Below are 21,704 nucleotides of genomic sequence, written 5' to 3' on the forward strand. Positions count from 1 at the left end.
CTATAATGCGGTGCTGGACCGCGACATGACCCCGGCCGAGCTGACCGCCGCCGAGGCGCTGCTGGCGACCGGCACATCGCTGAACGCGCTGCAAGCGCAAGTGGCCAATTCGGCCGAGGCGCAGTCGGACATGGCCAGCACCTACGCCGCGGTGAGTGGCTCCGGCGCGATACAGGCGCTGCTGACCGCGCAGCCGCAATCAACGTCGCAACTGCTGAACGTCGATGACGTGCAGGCGCAGGCCGCCAGTGCCCCGGCGCAGGCCGAGTTCAACGCCTTCGCCGACGCGATGTCCACCAGCTACGGCGCGCCGATCGAGCTGTTCTCGGTCGATCCGAACAGCGGCGCGCAGACCGAGCTTGCCGACGCCAGCAGCACCAACCTGCTGGCCGAACTGCCGGTGCTGGAGACGCTGGCGAACGGCGCCAACCTCGGCCTGCAACTGGCGGATGGCACGCAGGTGCAGTTCGCCTCCACCGCGCGGACGGCCACCTTCCTCTATGCCCTCGCCGTGCAGCAGACGCAGGCGACGTCGTTCGTCACCGACACCTATAATCTCGACATGCAGTGGCTGAACTCGGTCGATCAGCCGCTGCTGGACGAGGCGGCCTACTGGAGCGAACGGGCGACGGCGGAGGCCACTGCCAACCCGGAGCGGACGATCGAGGACAACGCCCAGGCCAGCATGGCGCTGCAAATCGCCGCCGAGGCGCCGGGCAGCCGGCAGGATATGTCGGTGACGATCCACAATGCCGCCACCGGCAACCCGACGCAGATCACGGTGTATGCCGACGGCGACGGCAGCACCATCCATGATGTCGCGCCGAGCCTTGGCGGCTATCTGGAGGCCGCCGCCGCGATTGTGCTTAACGTCGCGGCGGTGGCCTTTCCCGAGACTGGGCTGCCGTTCCTGGCGGCGGCGGTCGATGCCGCGCAGGCGGGGCAGGCGTTTTCCAACGGCGAGGACGTTCAGGGGATACTCAGTCTGGCCCAGGCGGTGGGCATGGGAGCCAACGGGTTTGGCGCCACGCAAACGGCGCAGATCATCGCGGCCGCCTCGCAAGGTGTCGGCGGGGTCTACGGCGTGGTGACGTCCGCCGAAAATGGCAATGCGGCTGGCATCCTCGCCGGTGCGCTGGAGGCGGCGGCGGCCGGGGCGACCGGGATCGGGCTGTATGAGGGCGGCCAGACGCAAACGACGCTGAACGCGATTGCCACCGGGTTGGGGACGGCCGGGGTCGCCACCGCCGTGGCGAGCGACTTCGCCAGCGGCAATCTCGGACAGGGGCTGGTGGATAGCCTCAATCTGTATCTGCCGGCGGTGGCACAGGCATATGCCAGCTATCAGGACACCCTTACCTTCCTGGACAACGGCGCTTGGGATACCGCTGACGCAGCTACCAGCGATCCCGGTTGGGCGAATAATGACCAAGCGGGCAGCGGGCTGAACTCGGGGCAACTCGCGGCAGCCAACAGTGCGGGCGCCGGCACGGCGCCTGTCGATAGCGCCACACTTCTGGCGCCCACCGGCTTGTGGTTCAGCAATGGCGACGGCGTGGAGCCGATGTCGGTCCCGATCAATGATCTGCTGCTGCCGAATTTCTATCACGCAGGTGCTCAATTTTTAACGGCCGATCCGGGTTACTTTGGCGTCGCGGGAGATGGGAACCCTACGACAGTCATCGGTCCGAACGGAACGCCACTCAATGCCAATGAACTCGCCGCATTAATCCAGGGCGCGGGTTGGCAGCCGGGGCAGCCTATACAGTTGTTTGCCTGCTTCACCGGCGCGCCTAACCCATTTGGGGGCCCGGATATCGCGCAACAACTGGCCAATATATTAAACACCGAAGTGATTGCGCCACCGACCTTCGGATGGGTATACCCCAATGGGTCGTTTGTCATTGCCCCCGCGAACAATCCTTCATTTAATTACAATTCGTTATCGACTGACCTTCAGGCTTCGGGCCCGAATTTGTCGGCGCAGGGCAACTGGCATCTGTTCGTTCCATCATCATCATCATTGATAGACGATCTTCTTAAGCTACCGTCAGGAAGCGGCGGGATTATCAAGCCGCCGTCTGCCGGGTGGCAGGTGCATTAGAGGAGGCGTTCCAATGCCATCATGTGATATAAAGGGATACAAGTCGTTTTGTGGCTGCGGGCGGTTGTCTGCTCTGGTGCTTTCGATAAGCCTATCGCTTTTGTCTTGCTGCAATCGCACCGCTGCCATAGGACGGTTCGAGATCAACAACCCGCCGCCGATCCCTCCGTCGAGATGCGATCCTGCCACTTCTGAAGAGGGAGCTTCGGCTGACTCTAACCGGCTTTCACCCGATGGACAGATGACCCAACACGAGGGGGAACGCTGCGCGCGAGCAGAGTTCTTGAAGCACAACCCTAACAGCACGATCAAATCCTATACCTTTGAAAAATTGATTTACATTCCAAATCTACGACCGGATATGATTGCAAATGGATATTTCTTGTGCGGTCAGATTGAATATATTTTTGCAGGGAAAACGTACGGGCCGTTACGTATAATGGCGAGTTTCACAAACTCCAGGACCCTTGGCCTCATCCTTTACGACAATCCCGAAACGGGGGCGCACGTCGCGAGTTCTCTCTGCGCTCAGGTGGAGGAAATCGATCGCAATCCATAGTTCGGACTGCTGGGCATCCGTTTCGACTCAGGTCCGCTCGGCTAGCCAACTTCCTCTTCCTGCTTACCACGCAGCAGACGCAGGCGACATCGTTTGTCACCGACACCTACAACCTCGACATGCAGTGGCTGAACACGGTCGATCAGCCGCTGCTGGACGAGGCGGCCTACTGGAGCGAACGGGCGACGGCGGAGGCCACTGCCAACCCGGAGCGGACGATCGAGGACAACATCCAGGCCAGCATGGCGCTGCAAATCGCCGCGCAGGCGCCGGGAAGCCGGCAGGATATGTCGGTGACGATCCACAATGCCGCCACCGGAAACCCGACGCAGATCACGGTGTATGCCGACGGCGACGGCAGCACCATCCATGATGTCGCGCCGAGCATTGGCGGGTACCTGGAGGCCGCCGCCTCGATTGTGCTCAACGTCGCGGCGGTGGCGTTTCCTGAGACCGGGCTGCCGTTCCTGGCGGCGGCGGTCGATGCCGCGCAGGCGGGGCAGGCGTTTTCCAACGGCGAGGACGTTCAGGGGATACTCAGTCTGGCCCAGGCGGTGGGCATGGGAGCCAACGGGTTTGGCGCCACGCAAACGGCGCAGATCATCGCGGCCGCCTCGCAAGGTGTCGGCGGGGTCTACGGCGTGGTGACGTCCGCCGAAAATGGCAATGCCGCCGGCATCCTCGCCGGTGCACTGGAGGCGGCGGCGGCCGGGGCGACCGGGATCGGGCTGTATGAGAGCGGCCAGACGCAAACGACGCTGAACGCGATCGCTGTCGGGTTGGGGACGGCCGGGGTCGCCACCGCCGTGGCGAGCGACTTCGCCAGCGGCAATCTCGGACAGGGGCTGGTGGATAGCCTTAATCTGTATCTGCCGGCGGTGGCACAGGCATATGCCAGCTATCAGGACACCCTTACCTTCCTGGACAACGGCGCTTGGGATACCGCTGACGCAGCTACCAGCGATCCCGGTTGGGCGAATAATGACCAAGCGGGCAGCGGGCTGAACTCGGGGCAACTCGCGGCAGCCAACAGTGCGGGCGCCGGCACGGCGCCTGTCGATAGCGCCACACTCCTGGCGCCCACCGGCCTGTGGTTCAGCAATGGCGACGGCGTGGAGCCGATGTCGGTCCCGATCAATGATCTGCTGCTGCCGAATTTCTATCACGCAGGTGCTCAATTTTTAACGGCCGATCCGGGTTACTTTGGCGTCGCGGGAGATGGGAACCCTACGACAATCATCGGTCCGAACGGAACGCAACTCGATGCCAACCAACTCGCCACATTAATCCAGGGCGCGGGTTGGCAGCCAGGGCAGCCTATACAGTTATTTGGCTGCTTTACCGGTGCTCCAACACTTAATGGAGGCCCGGATATCGCGCAACAACTTGCCAATATATTAAACACCGAAGTGATTGCGCCATCAACCTTCGGGTGGGTATACCCCAATGGGTCGTTTGTCATTGCCCCCGCGAACGATCCTTCGTTGGATTACAACTCATCACAGACTAAGCTCCAGGCCTCCGGTCCGAATTTGTCGGCGACGGGCAACTGGCATCTGTTCGTTCCGCCATCATCATCACTCATCAACGATCTTCTTAATTTACCGTCAGGAAGCGGCGGGATTATCAAGCCGCTGTCTGCCGGGTGGCAGGTGCATTAGAGGAGGCGTTTCAATGCCATCAGATGATATAAAGGGATACATGTCGTTTTGTGGCTGCGGGCGGTTGTCTGCTCTGGTGCTTTCGACAAGCCTATGCCTTTTGTCTTGCTGCAATCGCACCGCTTCCATAGGGCGGTTTGAGATCAACAACCCGCCGCCGACTCCTGCGTCGAGATGCGATCCTACCACTTCCAAAGGGGGGGCTTCGGCTGACTCCGACCGGCTTTCAACCGACGGACGGTTGACCCAACACGAGGCGGAACGCTGCGCGCGGGCGGAGTTCTTGAAGCACAACGGGGACACCACGATCAAGTCCTATACGTTCGAGAAATTAATTCATGTGCCAAATCCACGAGCGGACCTCGGCCTAAGTGGATATTTTTTATGCGGTCGGATTGAATACATTTTTACGGGAAAAACTTATGGGCCGAGCCGGATAATGACGAATTTTTCTAACGAGGGAATCCTTATACTTATTCTTTATGAGAATGCAGCGAGTTCTGAATGCACTCAGGTAGAAGAAATTGGGAGCAATCCGTAGTTCGGAGTGCTGGACAGCCGTTTCACCTCCGGTGCGCTCAGCTGGGCAACTTTCTCTTTCCGCTTACTACGCAGCAGACGCAGGCGACGTCGTTCGTCACCGACACGGCCACCTCGACATGCGGTGGCTGAGCAAGGTCGACCAGCCGCTGCTGGACGAGGCGGTCTACGGGACCGAACGAGTGACGGTAGAGGCCAATGCCTACCCGCAGCGGACGATCGAGGACAACATCCAGGCAAACCTGGCTTTGCAAGCCGCCGCCGCGGCGCCGTCCAACGAAACCGGCAGCCGCTTCATCTTGCGGCGCGCCGGCGTGATCAGGGCCAGTCCGCGCCGAAACAATCTCCGTGCGAGTTCTTCGCCAACGTAGCCTTTGTCGCCAAACAGTCTCCCAATCAGATCCCAATTCAGGTGCGTTTCTGGCTGTCGTGCGGTGCGTGTGGACCCATCCGGACGAGCCGGCGGCGGGGGTGCGGGCGTTAAACGCGGCGATAGGGGCGGTTGGAAATTACGCAGGACGTTGCTTCATCCGCCAGATTGCCGCCCCGACCCATTCCGGCACCGCAGGGAGAACGATGTTCTCCGTGCGGCGCCGGGGTCTTCCGCAAGCCGCCTACGCGCTGAGATTATACGTCAGATGGGCGGTTGCCTCCGTGCTCGTGGCGAGATCCAGCAGCACGGCGCCTCGGCTGAGTGCCCCGCTGTCCAGCGCCGCGGTCCAGTGCGCCAGACCGCCCGCGTCCGGCGCTCGGCCGAAGCCGTTCTGGTAAAGGCTGGTGATGTAGGCGGTGCTGGACTGCGCCGCATGATCGTTCATGAACTCCTGCGAGGACGCGATGCCGTTGGCGAGCTGCGCTGGCGTCTGTGTCAGGTAGGCCGCCTGGTAACTCGCCAGCCCCGGCAGGTCGACCTCGCGTCCCAGCCCGGTCTTGAACAGCTCATGCGTCAGCATCCCGGATTCAGTGGGCACCCACACCTGGGCGGTGTCGGCGGCGAGATGCGCCTTCGCCTCACCCGAGTCGGCGATGGCGACGGCCACCGCTCCCGGCGATGTCCCCGTCGCCAAGGCGTTGGTGTAGTTGGTCAGCCCGTTCGCGTCCGGGGCGCGGCCGAGCAGGCCCTGATAGAGGGTCGTGATTAGCTGGGTGCTGCTCTGCACACCATGGCCGGCGAGATACTCCTGACTGTTGAGGATGTTGTTGGCGACGGATTCCTTGGAGAACCCGGTGCCGAGCAGCGCGTCGTAGTTGCTCAATCCCCCGGCATCGCCGGCGCGTCCCAGCAGGCCGACATACAGGCGCTGGAGCGTCGCCTCCTGGGTATCCGGACCGACACTCAACGTGCCATCGACCAGTCGCACCGCCTCGGTCCCGCTGATGAACGCGAGCGTCGCGCTCTGGCTGATCGCCGCGCCAAGGTCGTCGGAGCTGAAGTCGGTGGTGCTGATGCCGTTGACCGGCGCCTGCACGTCGAACACGTTGACCGCGCCGGACGCGGCGGAGACATACGGTGCATTGCCAACCAGAGTGCTCGCGGTGGCGGTGATCGTGTTAGGGCCGAGCGCGAGAGGCGTGGTGGCTGTCACCGCGAACGCGCCGCCGCCGTCTGTCGTACCGCTGCCGATCGCGGTGCCGCCGGAGTACAGCGTCACCGTGCTGTTCGCCGCGGCGGTGCCGGAGATGGTCGGCTCATTGTTGACGATCTCGTTGCCGGTGGTGATCACGGGCGGGGGCGGGGTGCCTGGTCCGATGGTGATCGTGGTGGAACCGCCATCGCCCGCCACGCCGGACAGGTTGAACGCATCGCCGGTCAGGTCGCCGGCGAGTTGCAGCATGTAGCTGATGCCGCCCTCGGTGACCGTCAGGACGTCGTCGGTCGGATCCAGCGTCGCCGAACCCGCGCTGTCGTAGGCGATGCTCGACAGCGTAATCGTGTCGGTGGGTGCCAGGCCGCTGATCGGCACCGTCGGCATCACCGTGCCGCCGATGATCAACGCAGCTTCGGTGCCGTTGAACACCACGCCGCTGGAAAGCATGCCGCCATCGAGCACCGTCAGCGTGCCGGAGGTGCCGATTGTCGTCGGATCTGCGATGCCGCCGGAGGAGACGGTTTCGCCGCCGCCGCTGTTGATCATCGTGTCGGTGCTCAGGCCACCCGAGGAGACGGTTTCCAAACCACCGCTGTTGATCGTCGTGCCGCTGGCGACGCCGCCGGAGGAGACGACTTCGGAACCACCGCTATTGACGGAGGCACTGATGCTCATGCCGCCCGAGTAGACGTATTGGATGCCGCTGCTGCCGACCGTGCTGCTGATCGAGGGTCCGCCGATGTAGTCGTATTCGACGCCGCCGTTCACCATCGCGCCGGTGGCCGTGCCGCCCGACACGTAGTCGAACCCGCCGCTGTTGACGGTGATGCCGCTGCCCGTGGCACCGCTGTAGACGAATTCGTTACCGCCGCTGTTGACCGTGATGCCGCTGGCCGTGCCGCCGCTGGAGACAGCCTGGAAGCCGCCGCTGTTGACGAAGGCGTTGACGCTCTTGCCGCCCGAGAGGACGTCTTCCTCGCCGCTGACGATGCCGCCGCTGTCGCTACCGCCGCGGTAGATCTCCAGATAGCCGCCGCTGCTCACCAGGGCGCCGCTGGCGATGCCGCCGGAGGAGACGTACTCATAGCCGTTCGCTTGCAGGATCGTGCCGACTGCCGTGCCGCCGGAGCTGATCGTTTCTCCGCCACCAGCATTCACAACCGTGCCGCTGGCGGTTCCGCTGGCGTAGACATTCTCGAAGCCGTTGACGTTCAAGGTGGCGTTGATGCTTGTGCCGCCGCTGCTAACGTAAACCGCGCCGCCGGTTCCCACGATGGTGCCCACTGTCTGGCCACCGGACACGTACTCCTTGCCGCCGGCCAACGCGGTGCCGCTGTCGGTGCTGCTGGCGTAGACGTAGAGCAGGCCGCCGGTGCTGACCGTGCTGCCGCTGTCGGTGCCGCCGGACAGGACAGCTTCCACCCCTCCGCTTGTCACCGTCGTGCCGGTGGTGGCGCCGCCGGCAACAATCTCGGTGCCGCTGCTTACCCCGCTGCCGCTGACCACGGTGCCGGTGGTGGTGCCGCCGGACAAGACCACCTCGGCGCCGTTGGGGTCGACGGTGGTGCTGATCGTCGTGCCGCCGGAGGACACGAACTCGACGCCGCCGCCGCTGACCACGGTGCCGGTGGTGGTGCCGCCGGAGAGAACTTGCTCGCTGGCGCTGTTGTTCACCACGCTGCCGATCGTCCTGCCGCCAGCGGACACGATCTCGGTGCCGCCGCTGTTGACGGTCAGGTTGCTGACGATGCCGCCCGAGGAAACCAGCTCGGTGCCGCCGGAACCAATGTTGGCATCGACACTGCTGCCACCGGCCATGACGTCCTGGATGCCGCCGGCGAGCACGGTGGTGGCGGTCGTCACGCCGCCGGACACGTTCTGGGTGCCGCCATACAGCGAGGCGTCATTGGCCGAGCCGCCAGACAAGACATTCTCGACGCCGCCGCTTTGCACGTTGGCGACGTAGCTATAGCCCCCCGAGGCAACGTTCTCGGTGCCGCCGCTGTACACGATCACACCAAAGCCGTAGCCGCCGGCGGAGAGGACCTCGGTGCCACCGTTATCGACGGTGGTGTTGAGAGCGCTTCCGCCATCGACATATTGGGTGCCAGCAGACACCGTGGTGGAACTGGCAACGCCGCCAGCAAACACCGTCGCGACGCCGCCGCTCAAGACGGTATTGCTCGCCGTTCCGCCGGAGGAGACGTTCTGGTAGCCAGCGCTTATGGTCGTATGGCGGGCAATGCCGCCGGAGGAGACATTCTGGTAGCCGCCGCCGATGGCGGTGTCGTCGGCAATGCCGCCGGAGGAGACGTTCTGGTAGCCGCTGCCGGCGACATAGGATGAAAAGGCATAGCCGCCGCCCGACACGTTCTCGACGCCGCCGGCCGATGTGCGGGTGAAATCCGCGGCGCCGCCGGAGAACACGTTCTCGGTGCCGCCACTGACGAGTATCCCGTCGTTCGGGCCGTCGTGCTCGGCAGGCGCGCCGGTCAGGCCGCTGAAGAACACGTCGGTGACGCCGCCGCTGCCGACCGTGGCAGCCAGCACGTCGCCGCCGTCGAACACCTGCTCCAGGCCGCCGCTGCCGACGTAGGTGCTGGTGGTGGCGGCGGAGTCGTAGACGTCCTCGGTGCCACCGTTGTTCAGGATGCTGCCGCTGGCCGCGCCTTCCTGGTAGATCTGCTGGATGCCGCCGCTGTTGACCACGTCGCGAACGGCCGTGGCGCCACCATACACCTGCAGCAGGCCGCTGAAGTTGACGCTTGCGGCGGAGGCCACGCCGCCGGAGGAGACATACTCGGTGCCGCCGCTGTTGACGAAGGTGGCGCGCGCCAAGCCGCCGGCGGAGACGTACTCGGTGCCGCCGGTGCCGATGACCGCGCTGGTGGACGCGCCGCCGGAGACGTACTGGATGCCGCCGCTGCTGACCACGGTATTGCGCGCGGTGCCGTCGAGCGCGACGGTCTCGACGCCGCCGCTGTTCACCGTTGCACTGAGCAGGGTGGCGCCCGAGTAGGCGTATTCGTTGCCGGCGCTATCGACGATGGCATTGCGCGCGGTGCCGCCGGCATAGACCGCCAGCACGCCGCCGGAGCCGACGGTCGTGCTGAAGGCGGCGCCGCCATATTCGACGCTTTCGGTCGCGGAGGTGCCGACGTCGTCACCGCCGTTGTGCAGCGCGGTATACAGCGTGTTGCCGCCTGACGACACCACCTGATTGCCGGCGCCGACGACGGTGACATTGCTGGCGGTGCCGCCGGCGGAGACATACTCGATGCCGCCGCCGCTGATGGTGGCGAGCACCGTGGTGCCGCCGGCCGACACCGTCTCGGTGCCGCCGCTGTTCACCATCAACCCGCTGGCTCGGCCGCCAGAGGAAACCACCTCGGTGCCGCCGATGTCCACGCTGCCGGACAGCGCCAGGCCTCCGACCGCGACGATTTCGGCGCCGCCGCTGAGCACCGTGCCGCGGGCGATGCCGCCGTCGAAGGTCGCCGCGCCACTGCTGATGCCACCGCTGCCGACCTGCTGCACGCCACCGCTGTGGACGATGCTGCCGGTCGCGGTGCCGCCGGAGGAGACGAGCTCGAAGCCGCCGCTGCTGATCGTCGTGCCGGTGGTGCCGCCGCCGGACGAGATCGTCTCCAGCCCGCCGTTGAAGATCCTCGTGCCGCTGGTGGTGCCGCCGGTGAGAACAGTCACGGCGCCGCTGGCATAGATCGCGCCGCTGTTCGCTACACCGCCAGCGGACACGGTTTCCAAGCCGCCGCTGCTTGCTACCGTATAGAGAGTTGTGCCGCCGGGGCCCACTGTCTCGAAGGCGCCGTTCTCGACGCGGGTGAGGACAGCGTTGCCGCCGCTGGCAACATACTGACTGCCGTGGTTCAACGTCGTGCTGGTGGTCAGGCCGCTGCTGTAAATAGTTTCGAAGCCGCCGCTGTTCACCACGATCAGGGCGGCTCCGCCGCCGGAGGAGACGAACAGGTTGCCACCGTTGTTCACGGTCGTGCTGATCGCTTGGCCGCCGGTCAGGACGGTGGTAGAGCCATAGACCGTGCCGCTGCTGGTCGTGCCGCCGGCGACGCTTTCCGTGGCGCCCGTGTTGACGGTCACGCCGCTGGCGGTGCCGCCAGTAGATTCGGTCAGGGTGCCACCGGCCAGGATCGTGCCGCCGACAGCCGTTCCGGCGGCGGAGACGGTTTCAAAGCCGCCGTTGCCAACCGTGGCGCCACTGACGACGCCGCTGGTGTAGATAACGACGGCGCCCCCGTTGGCGACCGAAGGCGTGTAGGCCACGCCGCCGCTGGAAACCACCTGGGCGCCGCCGCCGTTCACCAGCGTGCTGGAAGCGGAGCCGCCGGCATAGATGACTTCCGTGCCGCTGTTGTCGACAATGCTGCTGCTGGCCACCGCGGTGCCGGTCAGGACCTCGATGCCGCCGCTGCTGACGACGTTCTGCTGATTGCCTGTGGTGTAGTTCGAGGTCGTCGCTGTAATTGTTGTCATTTTGTATCCTTTTGCGGCGTGCGGCTGCCCGCGTTGAAAACGTTACAAACTCTGTTCGGAATTGCGGTGTGTCAGCCGGGCGGCGGAATGGCCGCCGGGAAGCCCGGCAGCCGGCGCAATACGCCGCATACCTGGTGAGGGGTGATCAGGCGGGTGCACTCGAACTGCCGCGGCGTGTTGGCGTGCCGCGGACACCAGAGGAAGTCCTTGTGATCGAAACGATGATGCGGATCGTTCCAGCACGAGTTGCAGGCGTGGTAGTTGATCACCCGATAGGGCGAAGCGAACTCATTACTGGGATGTGTAAAGCCGCTGATCATCACGACCGGGCAGCCGGCGGCCCAAGCCAGCCAGGCCAGGCCACTCGACAGGCCGACGAAGGCCGCGGCGTGCCGCAGCAACCGAGCCCGCTCGGTCAGGGGACGGTCGCCGGTCTGGTCCTCTACCCCGTGTGGGATGTCGGTCCAGACGATGCCGGAACCATGTGACGGCTTCTGGTCAATGCAGATCACCCGGTAGCCGCTGGCCTTCAGGAACGCCACCGTCTCACGCCAGCCGTTCGGGTTGTTCCAGTATTTGGCGCGCGAGGAGCTTTGCACCGCGATGCAGACATAGGGTTCGTCGATCGGCCGGGTTTCGTCCGGCAGCGCCAGCAGCGGCGGCTGTTCGGCCGGATCGACGCCAAGGATATGGCCGGCGGTGCGGTGCAGCCCGACCAGGCGGAAGTCGCAGGGCTGCCAGATGCAGTCCGTGTCGTCGAAGAACAGCCCGATCCGGTAGGAGGCGTAGTAGCGTTCCGGCTCCACCGCCTCGTGCGGCAGAAAGGTGATGTCGGGATAGGCGTCCTCGAACAGGGGGATGATCAGCGCGCCCATGGCGCAGGTCAGCCGGCAGCCGTGTTGCCGGGCGAACTTCACGGCATAGGGGAACCAGCCGACGAGGTCACCGAGGGTGCCAACCGGAAACTGGATCAGCACATCCTGCCCGGCGGCATCGTAGTCGTGAGCGAAGACGCGAGTCTCACCGTCCCAGACCTCCACGCCGAAGCGTATGTAGTAACGCTTGGAACTGTTGATCGTGGAGGAGCCGGTGGTGGTCTCGTAAAGGGTGTTGCCAGTGTCGAGATCGCGCAGGCGGACCCGAAAATTGCCGGCCGGCACCTGAACGCGACAGCCGAGGTTAAAGTCGAAGCGCAGGCCGCGAGATGCCTGCTGTGTCGGCACCGGGGCAACTGGCGGATAGGCGGATTTCGGCGCTGCCTCGGCCGCGACGGCGCTGTCGACTCTGGTGACCGAGGCGATGTCGGCCTTTACCACGTCGCCCTGGAAAGCTGTCATCGCGCCTGGTTCCCGCTTATCGGGCGAAAACCGCGGCGACGCCGCCAGATCAGGTGCGCGATTCCACGAGCCGGCGTGCTTCGGCGACAAGCGCCCGGCCTGCCGCCGCGACTGGTCAGGCGCATGCCGCCAGGGACCGGCGCGAGCCCGCGACCCATATCAGCCGGCAACAGCCGCGCGGGGGTCCCGGCACGGGTCCGGAATGGTCCGGCGTCGTCTGTCAAGCAAGATGTCGGCAAGCGAAAGGAACACGCTGCGTGCGGGGAACGCCAGTCCGGTCGTGACACGTTCATTGTCCTTCCGCAGTCTATCGGCCGGTTGCCGCGGTGCGCCGGTCTTCTGCTGTCCGCAGAGCAGCATCAACACTTGCCTTTAACGAACTCGACAGCGACCGCGCCGCGACCGACCGATCTTGCCCGTGGCCCTGTCGCCAAACACCGGGAATCGCGTTCAGGGCGGAAGTAGTTTGTAAGGAAACAATACTTTGGCCCTGGCCGTTCACAGCCGGTAACTGGATTTTCGTCACAACGTTCCCAATTGTCCGTTCAGCGCGCCGGACTATGACCAAGGTCCGCATTATTTTGCAACAACAATTTGCTCCCGGGCGGCCTTAACAAAACAGTTGCTTTGCTAAAATGTTGTTGGTTACCACGAAAGCAGGAACTGGCGTTGCGCCCCGAGCCTGGTGCGCAAGTGGTTGAACGATGCTGATCCAACGACAGCGGGATCGTCCGCCGATATGCCAGTCCGCCGGTATGCCAGTGCGCCGGCTGCGCGGTGCCGGCGTGAGCGCGGGTGCCGCCACCGCCTTGGCAACGCCTTCAAACAAGCGTCGGAAGGGCCGGCGGATCGGCACCGGCCGGCGATGGCGATGGTGGCAGCGCGGCCGGGCCGATGCGGCCTTTAGACTATGGGCGCCAGCCGAAGTGCGGGAACGTCCAGCCGAGCTCTCGCAGCACCAACGTGTTCATCTCGGGCGTAAGGGTCGACGTCCAGTCGCCGACGACGCCCTTGCGGAAGAATGACCCGTTCCGCTGCTCGCCGTCGGCGCGGACGCCGGCCAATGCGGTGAACGAGGTGCGTGCCAGGCAATCCGCGACGACGGCTTTGCCGTCCGTCACGCCCAGGAACCGGAAAAGCTCCGTTGCAACTGAAAATTCGGTCTGCCGCAACGCCTCATAGGTGATGATCATGCAGTCGCTGGGATGACGCTCCGCCAAGGTCAGGATGGTGCGCGCGCCTTCCGCCAGAGATGGAATGGCGCCGCGGATGAACGCCGTCTTGGCGGCAACCGTGTCCTCGCCGGGCGTTGCCGTGTGAAAGAAATGCCACGCCGAAGTCAGCACATCGCGCGGGTCACGGGCGATGCAGATCAGCTTGGCGGCCGGAAACAAGTGTTTCAGCTTGGCGAAGAAGAACACGTTCTCCGGTGTCTTTTCCCCGATGGCATGGCAGCGCCGCCCGTCTCTTTGGCGGTCCAGCGCCAGCAGCACGGCGGTTGCCAGCAGGAAGTCCACGTCGTCCGCGGCGGGTAATGGATAGCCGCCGATATCGCGAAAGACGCGCTCGTTCTTGGCGTGCAGGGCCTGGGTTCGCACCGCCATCATACGCTCCAGCGGCGCCGCGAGCTCCTTCTGGAACAACCCTTCGCCACGGCAGGAGACATCGGGATGGCAGTCTAGAAGCCGCTGCAGCCATGTCGTGCCGGAGCGCGGCGCGCCACCGACGAAGAACAACTGCAGATCTGCCAGCCGCGCGATCTCCGTCTGGCGTTCGGCCCAGCTTGGCACGCTTTGCTCCTGTCAACGTCGCGACTCGTACTATATCAACGCCGCCACGCAAGGTGAATTTGTTCCGCCGCCCGTGTCATGACGCCAGCCAGATCGCCAGCGGAAGGCTGGCAGCCGTCGACGCCTGGCCGCATCAACCCGGTCTCCGTGCTGTCGGTCTAATCGTGGGATGACGTTTCATCCGATAGGCGATGGATGCGGCGCTGACAGACCGACGTCCGGAACTGGCGCCGGGATGGCACCGCCAGCGGGTTCGTGATAACGACGACGCACCTGTCGGAAAAAGCCGGCGGACTACCGCCGCAATGAAAAGGAAACGCCGTGGCCAGCCTTGTCGCGTCGCAACGGGTCAAAGCGATCCAGCGGGTCGCCGTCGCGATGCTGCTGATCACCGGGGCGGTGAACTACATCGACCGGGTCGCGCTTTCGATCGCCAATCCGCTGGTGCGGGCCGATCTGCATCTGTCGATCGCCGAGATGGGCGTGCTGCTGTCGGTTTTCCTGTGGACCTATGCGCTGTGCCAGTTGCCGGTGGGTGCGATGATCGACCGCCTCGGGCCGCGCTGGCTGCTGGGCATCGGCGTGATCCTGTGGTCGCTCGCACAGGTCGCGGTCGGCTTCGTCAACAGCATGGGCCAGTTCGTCTGGACCCGCGTGTTGCTTGGCGTCGGCGAATCGCCGCAGTTTCCGCTGGGGGCGCGCGTCGTGCGCAACTGGTACAACGTCAGGGACCGCGGCGTTCCCACCGGGATCTTCAATTCCGCCTCCACCCTTGGGCCCGCCATCGCCCCGCCGCTGCTGACCGGGCTGATGATCGGGCTGGGCTGGCGCTGGATGTTCATCGTCATTGGCCTGGCGGGACTGCTGGTTGGCGTGGTGTGGTTCTTCATCTACCGCGATCCGCTGGCCCGCCGGCTGAACCAGCAGGAGATGGCCTATCTGCTGGAAGGCGAGGACCACTCCGCCGGCCAGCCGGTCAGCTTCGCCGAATGGCGGCATCTGTTCGCCTTCCGCACCACATGGGGCATGATCTTCGGCAATTTTGGCTCGGGCTACATGATCTGGCTGTATGCCGCCTGGCTGCCCGGCTACCTGGAAATCCAGCGGCACATGACGATCGCCCATACCGGTCTGGTCGCGTCGGTGCCCTACGTCTTCGGCTTCATCGGCAGCCTGTTCGGCGGCTGGGCCTGCGACCGGCTGATGGCCAGGGGCTTCTCACCCATCAACAGCCGCAAGCTGCCGATCATCATCGGCATGATCGGCATGGCAAGCTTCACCGTGATTGCCGCGCTGACGCCGAGCAATGTTGTCGCGGTTGGATGCATCGCGGCGGCGATGTTCCTGGGAAACATGGCGGGCGCGACGATCTGGGCGCTGGCGGTGGTGGCGGCGCCGGCGAAAGGGGTCGGCTCGTTGGGCGGGATGCAGAATTTTGGCGGCTTCCTCGGCGGCGCCCTGGCGCCGATGGTCACCGGTTTCATCGTCCAGGTCACGAAGTCATTCGTGCCGGCGCTGATCCTGGCGGCGGTGGTCGGCATCGGTTCGGCGCTGATCTATCTTTTGGTGGTGCAGCGGCCGGTGGATATCGCCGAAGGGATGCCGGTGGCTGTCACCGCCCGACGGTGAACGCTCCACTGGAATGAACCCCGAGAGGGTGGCACTACACCGAAACTTTACCAGGTTTTCCTGTAAGGCATTGCACTGAGAGCAAAGATAGGGATGACAGTAATTATGGTATCCAGCCGTAAATCTTGACCATAATGCGCTTCTTGGCTGGATATGCCTAAAGCTGCCATCCTAACGGGGGAAGTTACCTTAAAGTGACCATCGCGCGACGAAGGCCACACTTGCATAGGCTGCTACACGTGAAGGCGGCTACAGGCAAGCTAGGCGGTGCTAGTCTTGGCTACGTTGTCCTCAGCTAGAGGCTGTTATGAACCTACCGCCAGTGAAGCGACGCGTTTGAGCATGAGGCATACAAATGCAATGAGGTGAAATCCTGCCAGAGTACTGGCATATCGTTCATAATCCCTGACCAGGCGCCGAAAGCGGGTCATCCAAGCGAACGACCGCTCGACCACCCAGCGACGCGGTAGCAAGACAAAACCCTTTTTGGCTTCCGGCAACTTGACCACAACCAGTTCGATACCGTTGGCTTCGGCGGCCGCGGCGGCGTTGGGACCATTGTAGCCCTGATCGGCGAACGCAACCTCGACGTTGTTGTCACTCACGGCCTGCACCGTCCGGGTCAGTCGGCCGACCTCAACCCGCTCGTCGACATCAGCCGCAGTGACGTGCAGTGCCAGCAGACTGCCCAGCGTATCGACCGCCAGATGCAGCTTCGAGCCCTTTTTGCGCTTGGCACCGTCATAGCCCGCACGCTGCCCGCTTTCCGGCGAGGACCGCAGGGTACGGCTGTCGAGAATGACGGCGCTTGGCTCTGCTGAGCGGCCCAAGGCGTGGCGGAGCACCGCCCGCAAATCGTCAACCAGCGCCTCGAAACAGCCCGCTGCCAACCACCGCTGCGCCTGCTGGTAGACCGCTGCCCAGGGCGGCAGGTCATTTGGCATCCAGCGCCATTGCGCGCCGGTCTTGATGATGTATCGCAGGCCGTTGAACACTTCCCGTAGCGGATGGGCCCGTTGTCCGGCATCCTCCGCCAGCAAGGTCAGGTACGGCGCAACCAAAACCCATTCTTCATCAGTTACATCAGACGGGTAGGGCTTGCGGACGGTGCTCATGCCTGCAAACTTGGTGATTACTCCGCCGCAGGTCCATAACAGGCTCTAGCAGGAGCATGAGAAGCTATTGGCAGCGGACGGGCAAGCGAAAGGTGAAGGTGGTGGCGTTGAACTCGTTATACCCGTGTTCGGTTGTCGCTCGCGCCTCGACCTCGATTTCTGGAAAGACTAAGTGTAAATGTAGACTCTAATTTTATGTCTGGAATAACCTGTGCTCAGATTCACCTTGGATACGAACTGTGTCATTGACGTTGACGAAGGGCGGCCAAATAGCGTGTTCGTCACAGCGCTCGCGCAGGCTCATTCGGATCAACGGGCCAACGTGGCAGTTGTTGCTATGATGGCGTCGGAGAAGCAAAAAACAGGCGGATATCTAGCAAGCTTTACAGATTTCATGGATAGGCTGACCCGGCTGGGCTTATCTCATCTTGATTTAGCATTGCCGCTATGCTACCTTGATATTTCTTATTTGGACCATTGCTTACTATCCGACGTGAATCTTACGGAATTAGACAACAAAATTCATAGAGTGTTATTTTCAAGTATCGACCCCAATTATACGCAATACTGTCAGTCAAACGGAATAGATCCCAATAATGCCATTAGTGGTCAGGCCCACAGGTGGCGTAATGCCAAGTGCGACGTGCAGGCACTCTGGAGTCACATTAATCGTAAGGCAGACGTCTTTGTTACGAGCGACAGAAATTTTCTCGGGGTGAACATGCCTCGGCTTATTGCGCTCGGAGCAGGTCGCGTATTAACGCCCGAGGATGCCGTCGGCGTACTGACATGATTGACCTGCTAAATGCGGGAATCAGCCGAGGTATCGCAATGGACATAGGTTTAGCCCGCGACCACTCGACCTGCAGCGGTTCGATCCCGACCGACACGCGGATAAACCGCTGCCGCATTAACCCCACGGACGGACCCTAGGATGACGGACTACCGCGTCTGTTCACCCACATCTGGACCAGCGGCCTGGTACGTCCTACCTCCCACTCAACACTCAGGAGGGATCCACCATGCGCGAGATCGGCCATTTCATCGGCGGCAGGCACGTCGCCGGCAGCAGCGGCAGCTTTGGCGACGTGTTCAACCCGGCCTCCGGCGAGGTCGCCGGCAAGGTCGCCATGGCGGATGCGCGCGAAGTCGATGCCGCGGTGGCTGCTGCCAAGGCCGCCTGGCCGGCCTGGGCCAATACCCCGCCGCTGCGCCGAGCACGGGTGATGTTCAAGCTGAAGGAGCTGCTCGAACGGGACCGCAAGGAACTCTCCGCCATCGTCACCAGCGAGCATGGCAAGGTGCTGTCGGACTCGGACGGCGAGGTGCAGCGTGGGCTGGAGGTGGTGGAGTTCGCCTGCGGTATCCCGCATCTGCTGAAGGGCGAGTACACCGATCAGGTCGGCACCGGCATCGATGCCTGGTCGATCCGCCAGCCGCTGGGCGTGGTCGCCGGCATTACGCCGTTCAACTTCCCGATCATGGTGCCGCTGTGGATGATCCCGGTCGCGCTGGCCACCGGCAACTGCTTCATCCTGAAGCCGTCGGAGAAGGACCCCTCGGTGTCGCTGAAGCTGGCCGACCTGTTGAAGGAAGCCGGCCTGCCGGACGGCGTGTTCAGCGTCGTGCAAGGCGGCCGGACAGCGGTCGAGAGCATCCTGGCCCATCCCGACATCGCGGCGATCAGCTTCGTCGGATCGACCGCCATCGCCGAGACGATCTATCGCGGCGGCACATCGCACGGCAAGCGGGTGCAGGCGCTGGGTGGCGCCAAGAACCACATGGTGGTGATGCCGGATGCCGACATCGATGACGCGGTGGACGCGCTGATGGGCGCGGCGTACGGCGCGGCCGGCGAACGCTGCATGTCGGTGTCCGTCGCCGTCACTGTTGGATCGGCCGGCGACCGGCTGATGTCCAAGCTGGCGCCGCGTGTGCGATCGCTGAAGGTCGCGCCGGGCGTCGATCCCGAAGCCGAGATGGGCCCGCTGGTCACCCGTGAGCACCGGCAGAAGGTGCTCGGCTACGTCGACCTCGGCGTCAAGGAAGGCGCCGATCTGGTGGTCGACGGCCGCGACCTGAAGCTGCAAGGGTATGAGAACGGCTTCTTCCTCGGCGGCTGCCTGTTCGACAACGTCACGTCCGACATGCGCATCTATCAGGAGGAGATCTTTGGCCCGGTGCTCTCGGTGGTTCGCGCGCCGGACGTGGCGACGGCGACCCGGCTGATCAACGCGCACGAGTATGGCAACGGCGTTGCCCTGTTCACTAACGACGGCGGCGCGGCGCGCGACTTCGCCAACGCCATCCAGGTCGGCATGGTGGGCATCAACGTGCCGATCCCGGTGCCGATGGCGTTCCACTCGTTCGGCGGCTGGAAGCACTCGCTGTTCGGCGACCACCATATCTATGGGCCGGAGGGCGTGCGGTTCTACACGCGCTACAAGGCGATCACGCAGCGCTGGACGGCCGGGACGCGGCGTGGCCCGGAGTTCGTGATGCCGACCTTGGGGCGGTAGGGCACGACGATCGACGATCAGAGTCGTTTGTGGCAGCGTGGCGCGCATTCGTCATGGCCGACGCAAGGAGCCTGCGCCGGCCATGACACCGCACCTGTGACCGATCCGCGTCGAGCGTGGTTTCAATGCATATGCGGCATGACTGCCGATCCGCCAGGCGGTGCCGCGGGACCGGGTGCTCCCGCAATAGGCGGCATCCGGCGATCCTGGACCGGCCACACGAAATCCGCGCGTGACGCGGCCATGGAACCGGAGAAAACACGATGAAATCGCACCCGTTCGGCCACCTGTTTCCCGTTTCCACGCTGACGCTGGGCGGCGGTGGGCTGGGGATGTTGTGGGGCCAGACAAACTTCGACGAATGCGTTGCCACGGTTCATGCGGCGGTGGCCGCCGGGATCAACCTGCTGGACCTGGCCCCGCGCTACGGCGACGGCAAGGCGGAACGCGTGGTGGGGGAGGCATTCGGCGGGCGGCTGCCGCATGGCCTGCATATCACCAGCAAGTGCAACCTTGGCAACCCGGCGCCGGAGCAGGTGGAGCGCATAGTCCGCCAATCAATCGAAACCAGCCTGCGGCTGTTGCAGCGGGACCGGCTGGATATCTTTTTCCTGCATTCCAACCTGGTGGCGGACGGCCATCCGATGTGGAACCAGCCGGATGCCAGCCGGTTCACCTCGCTGTCGCTGTTTCGCTCCCACGTACGGCCGGCGTTCGAGCGGCTGGTGGCGGAGGGTCTTGCCGGCGCCTGGGGCGTGACCGGGATCGGTCATCCGGATGCTGTCATGCAGGTGCTGGGGGAGGACCCGAAACCCGCGGCCGTGCAGTGCATCGCCAATCTGCTGGACTCGCCCGGGGGCCTGAAATTTTTTGAAGGGCCGGCCAAGCCGCGCGCGGTGATGGCGGCGGCGCGGGCGAACGGGGTCGGCGTCATGGGCATTCGGGCGGTGCAGGCGGGCGCCTTGACGGCGGCGATCGATCGGGACCTGCCGGCTGATCACCCGGAGGTGCGGGATTATGCCCGTGCCTCGGGCTTCCGTGCGCTGTGCGTTGAAATGGGCCAGGACCCGGCCATCGTCGCGCATCGCTATGCGCTTGGCCTGCCGATCGACACGCTGGTGCTGGGCGTCAAGAACCGGGCGGAACTGGCCGGCTGCGTCGCGGCGGCCGAGGCTGGGCCGCCGCCGCCGGATGTTGTGGCCCGGATCGACGCAACGGTGGCGGACGTTGGAGGATCAGGAACGAGATCGGCATGACGTCAGGCACGGTCGTGATATGCGCGTTCGCTCATGGCCGTGGCCGCATCGTGCAACGGATTCGCGCCGGCGCGATTTTGACAGCGCGTCATTTAGGCGGGGAAGCGGAATGATCCGCCGCTGGGCATGAGCATGGCGTGCGAGTAGCGACAGCAGATTTGAACCTTATGATCGGCCTCCGCCCATGGCACTTGAGCGTTCTGAAGGTCGCTCCATATTGAGACCCGTCATGGTCGGGCGCCCGAGCACGAGACTGGGGGTTTGTCCCGGCCAGCTTCGCAGCAACGGCTGGGGGCGGATGGCCGGCACAAGGCCGGCCATGACGAGTTGGTGCAACTTGATCGAAAACCGCTCTAATCTGGCCATGTCCAGGCGGTCTTTTCGCCCCCGCGTCGTGATCGGCGACGGCCGACCAACGGCGACTTTTCCGGGCTCAGCACTGCAAGTTGTGGATGGCGGGCCTTCGCCCGCCATGACACCAAGTCCAACCGACACGCGCCGCTGTTACGTTAGCGCATGTGGGCCTTCGCTAGCCATGACGCCGGGCCTAACCAACATGGGCCGACCGCTATGTCAGCGCACATGGGCACAATGCCAGCGATAACGTCGGAGCCTGAAGCCGCCTTCAAAGCGCTAGTTTAACGCCTGTGGGGCCGGCCTTTACCCCATGGTATCGACGGCGAATGGGGCAATTTCATAAATCACCCGGATGTCCTTGTCGTTGTGGTACGGATAGGTATCCTTGCCGAGGTATTTCATGGTCAGGCTGTTGATATGGGCGTCGGCGCCTTCGACGGTTTCCTTGGCCACCGTCCCGCGGATCTGGATGTATCGGTAATCGTTATCGGGATCCACGATTGCCATGGCGACCTTGGTGCCTTGCTCCATGTTGCGCGCCTTCACCCGGCCCTTCGCCGTGTTCACACGAATGTGCCCATTGGTATAGTCGAACCAGACCGGGGTCACCTGTGGCGAACCGTCCGGCTGGACTGTCGCGAGATTGGCGAGGGCCTTCTTTTGGGTCAGCAGATCGAGAAAAGCGGCGGGAATATCGGTCATCGGCAACCTCCTTGAATGATTTCGCTGTTACGAGGTG

At 63.9% G+C, this 21,704-nt stretch carries 12 protein-coding genes; 6 read left to right on the plus strand and 6 right to left on the minus strand.

The annotated features are described in order from the left end of the window. Positions 1–25 precede the first annotated feature (25 nt). Both ACQY4S_RS27840 and ACQY4S_RS27845 read left to right on the plus strand, forming a co-directional pair. Positions 26–2,104: a hypothetical protein gene (locus tag ACQY4S_RS27840; protein WP_428488424.1), complete on the plus strand. Its 2,079-nt coding sequence runs from the start codon at positions 26–28 to the stop codon at positions 2,102–2,104. A gap of 801 nt (positions 2,105–2,905) precedes the next feature. Next, the gene (locus ACQY4S_RS27845) at positions 2,906–4,324 is read left to right on the plus strand and encodes a hypothetical protein (protein ID WP_428488425.1); all 1,419 of its coding nucleotides are present in this window, start codon (positions 2,906–2,908) and stop codon (positions 4,322–4,324) included. A 742-nt stretch (positions 4,325–5,066) separates the two neighbouring features. Here ACQY4S_RS27845 and ACQY4S_RS27850 read toward each other — a convergent pair. The 4 genes from ACQY4S_RS27850 to ACQY4S_RS27865 form a co-directional block, all read right to left on the minus strand. Continuing rightward, the gene (locus tag ACQY4S_RS27850) at positions 5,067–5,381 is read right to left on the minus strand and encodes a transposase (protein WP_428488518.1); all 315 of its coding nucleotides are present in this window, start codon (positions 5,379–5,381) and stop codon (positions 5,067–5,069) included. A 97-nt stretch (positions 5,382–5,478) separates the two neighbouring features. Then, a complete protein-coding gene (locus ACQY4S_RS27855) occupies positions 5,479–10,962 on the minus strand; it encodes an AIDA repeat-containing protein (RefSeq protein WP_428488426.1) in 5,484 nt (1,827 codons plus the stop codon). Between the two features lie 71 nt (positions 10,963–11,033). Further along, positions 11,034–12,299 carry an autotransporter strand-loop-strand O-heptosyltransferase gene (locus ACQY4S_RS27860; protein ID WP_428488427.1) on the minus strand — a complete coding sequence of 422 codons (1,266 nt, stop codon included), beginning with the start codon at positions 12,297–12,299 and terminating at the stop codon, positions 11,034–11,036. A gap of 908 nt (positions 12,300–13,207) precedes the next feature. Then, complete coding sequence (locus tag ACQY4S_RS27865; RefSeq protein ID WP_428488428.1) at positions 13,208–14,089, minus strand: sulfotransferase; 882 nt, start codon at positions 14,087–14,089, stop codon at positions 13,208–13,210. A gap of 321 nt (positions 14,090–14,410) precedes the next feature. Here ACQY4S_RS27865 and ACQY4S_RS27870 point away from each other — a divergent pair, with 321 nt between their 5' ends. After that, positions 14,411–15,718 (plus strand): MFS transporter, encoded by a 1,308-nt coding sequence (locus tag ACQY4S_RS27870; protein ID WP_428488429.1) that lies wholly within the window; start codon positions 14,411–14,413, stop codon positions 15,716–15,718. A 305-nt stretch (positions 15,719–16,023) separates the two neighbouring features. On the opposite strand, the gene ACQY4S_RS27875 is transcribed toward ACQY4S_RS27870, so the two are convergent. Beyond that, the gene (locus ACQY4S_RS27875; RefSeq protein WP_428483489.1) at positions 16,024–16,833 is read right to left on the minus strand and encodes an IS5 family transposase; all 810 of its coding nucleotides are present in this window, start codon (positions 16,831–16,833) and stop codon (positions 16,024–16,026) included. Between the two features lie 211 nt (positions 16,834–17,044). On the opposite strand from ACQY4S_RS27875, the gene ACQY4S_RS27880 reads away from it, so the two are divergent. The 3 genes from ACQY4S_RS27880 to ACQY4S_RS27890 all read left to right on the plus strand — a co-directional run bounded on the left by ACQY4S_RS27880 (position 17,045) and on the right by ACQY4S_RS27890 (position 20,608). Next, the gene (locus ACQY4S_RS27880; RefSeq protein ID WP_428488430.1) at positions 17,045–17,626 is read left to right on the plus strand and encodes a hypothetical protein; all 582 of its coding nucleotides are present in this window, start codon (positions 17,045–17,047) and stop codon (positions 17,624–17,626) included. Positions 17,627–17,855: 229 nt separating this feature from the next. Then, on the plus strand, positions 17,856–19,352 hold the full coding sequence (locus ACQY4S_RS27885) for a CoA-acylating methylmalonate-semialdehyde dehydrogenase (protein ID WP_428488431.1): 1,497 nt from the start codon (positions 17,856–17,858) through the stop codon (positions 19,350–19,352). Between the two features lie 263 nt (positions 19,353–19,615). Then, positions 19,616–20,608: an aldo/keto reductase gene (locus ACQY4S_RS27890; RefSeq protein WP_428488432.1), complete on the plus strand. Its 993-nt coding sequence runs from the start codon at positions 19,616–19,618 to the stop codon at positions 20,606–20,608. Between the two features lie 660 nt (positions 20,609–21,268). On the opposite strand, the gene ACQY4S_RS27895 is transcribed toward ACQY4S_RS27890, so the two are convergent. Then, complete coding sequence (locus ACQY4S_RS27895; protein WP_428488433.1) at positions 21,269–21,667, minus strand: PPOX class F420-dependent oxidoreductase; 399 nt, start codon at positions 21,665–21,667, stop codon at positions 21,269–21,271. Positions 21,668–21,704: the final 37 nt, after the last annotated feature.

Source organism: Rhodopila sp. (assembly GCF_965276935.1).
Lineage (GTDB): Bacteria > Pseudomonadota > Alphaproteobacteria > Acetobacterales > Acetobacteraceae > Rhodopila.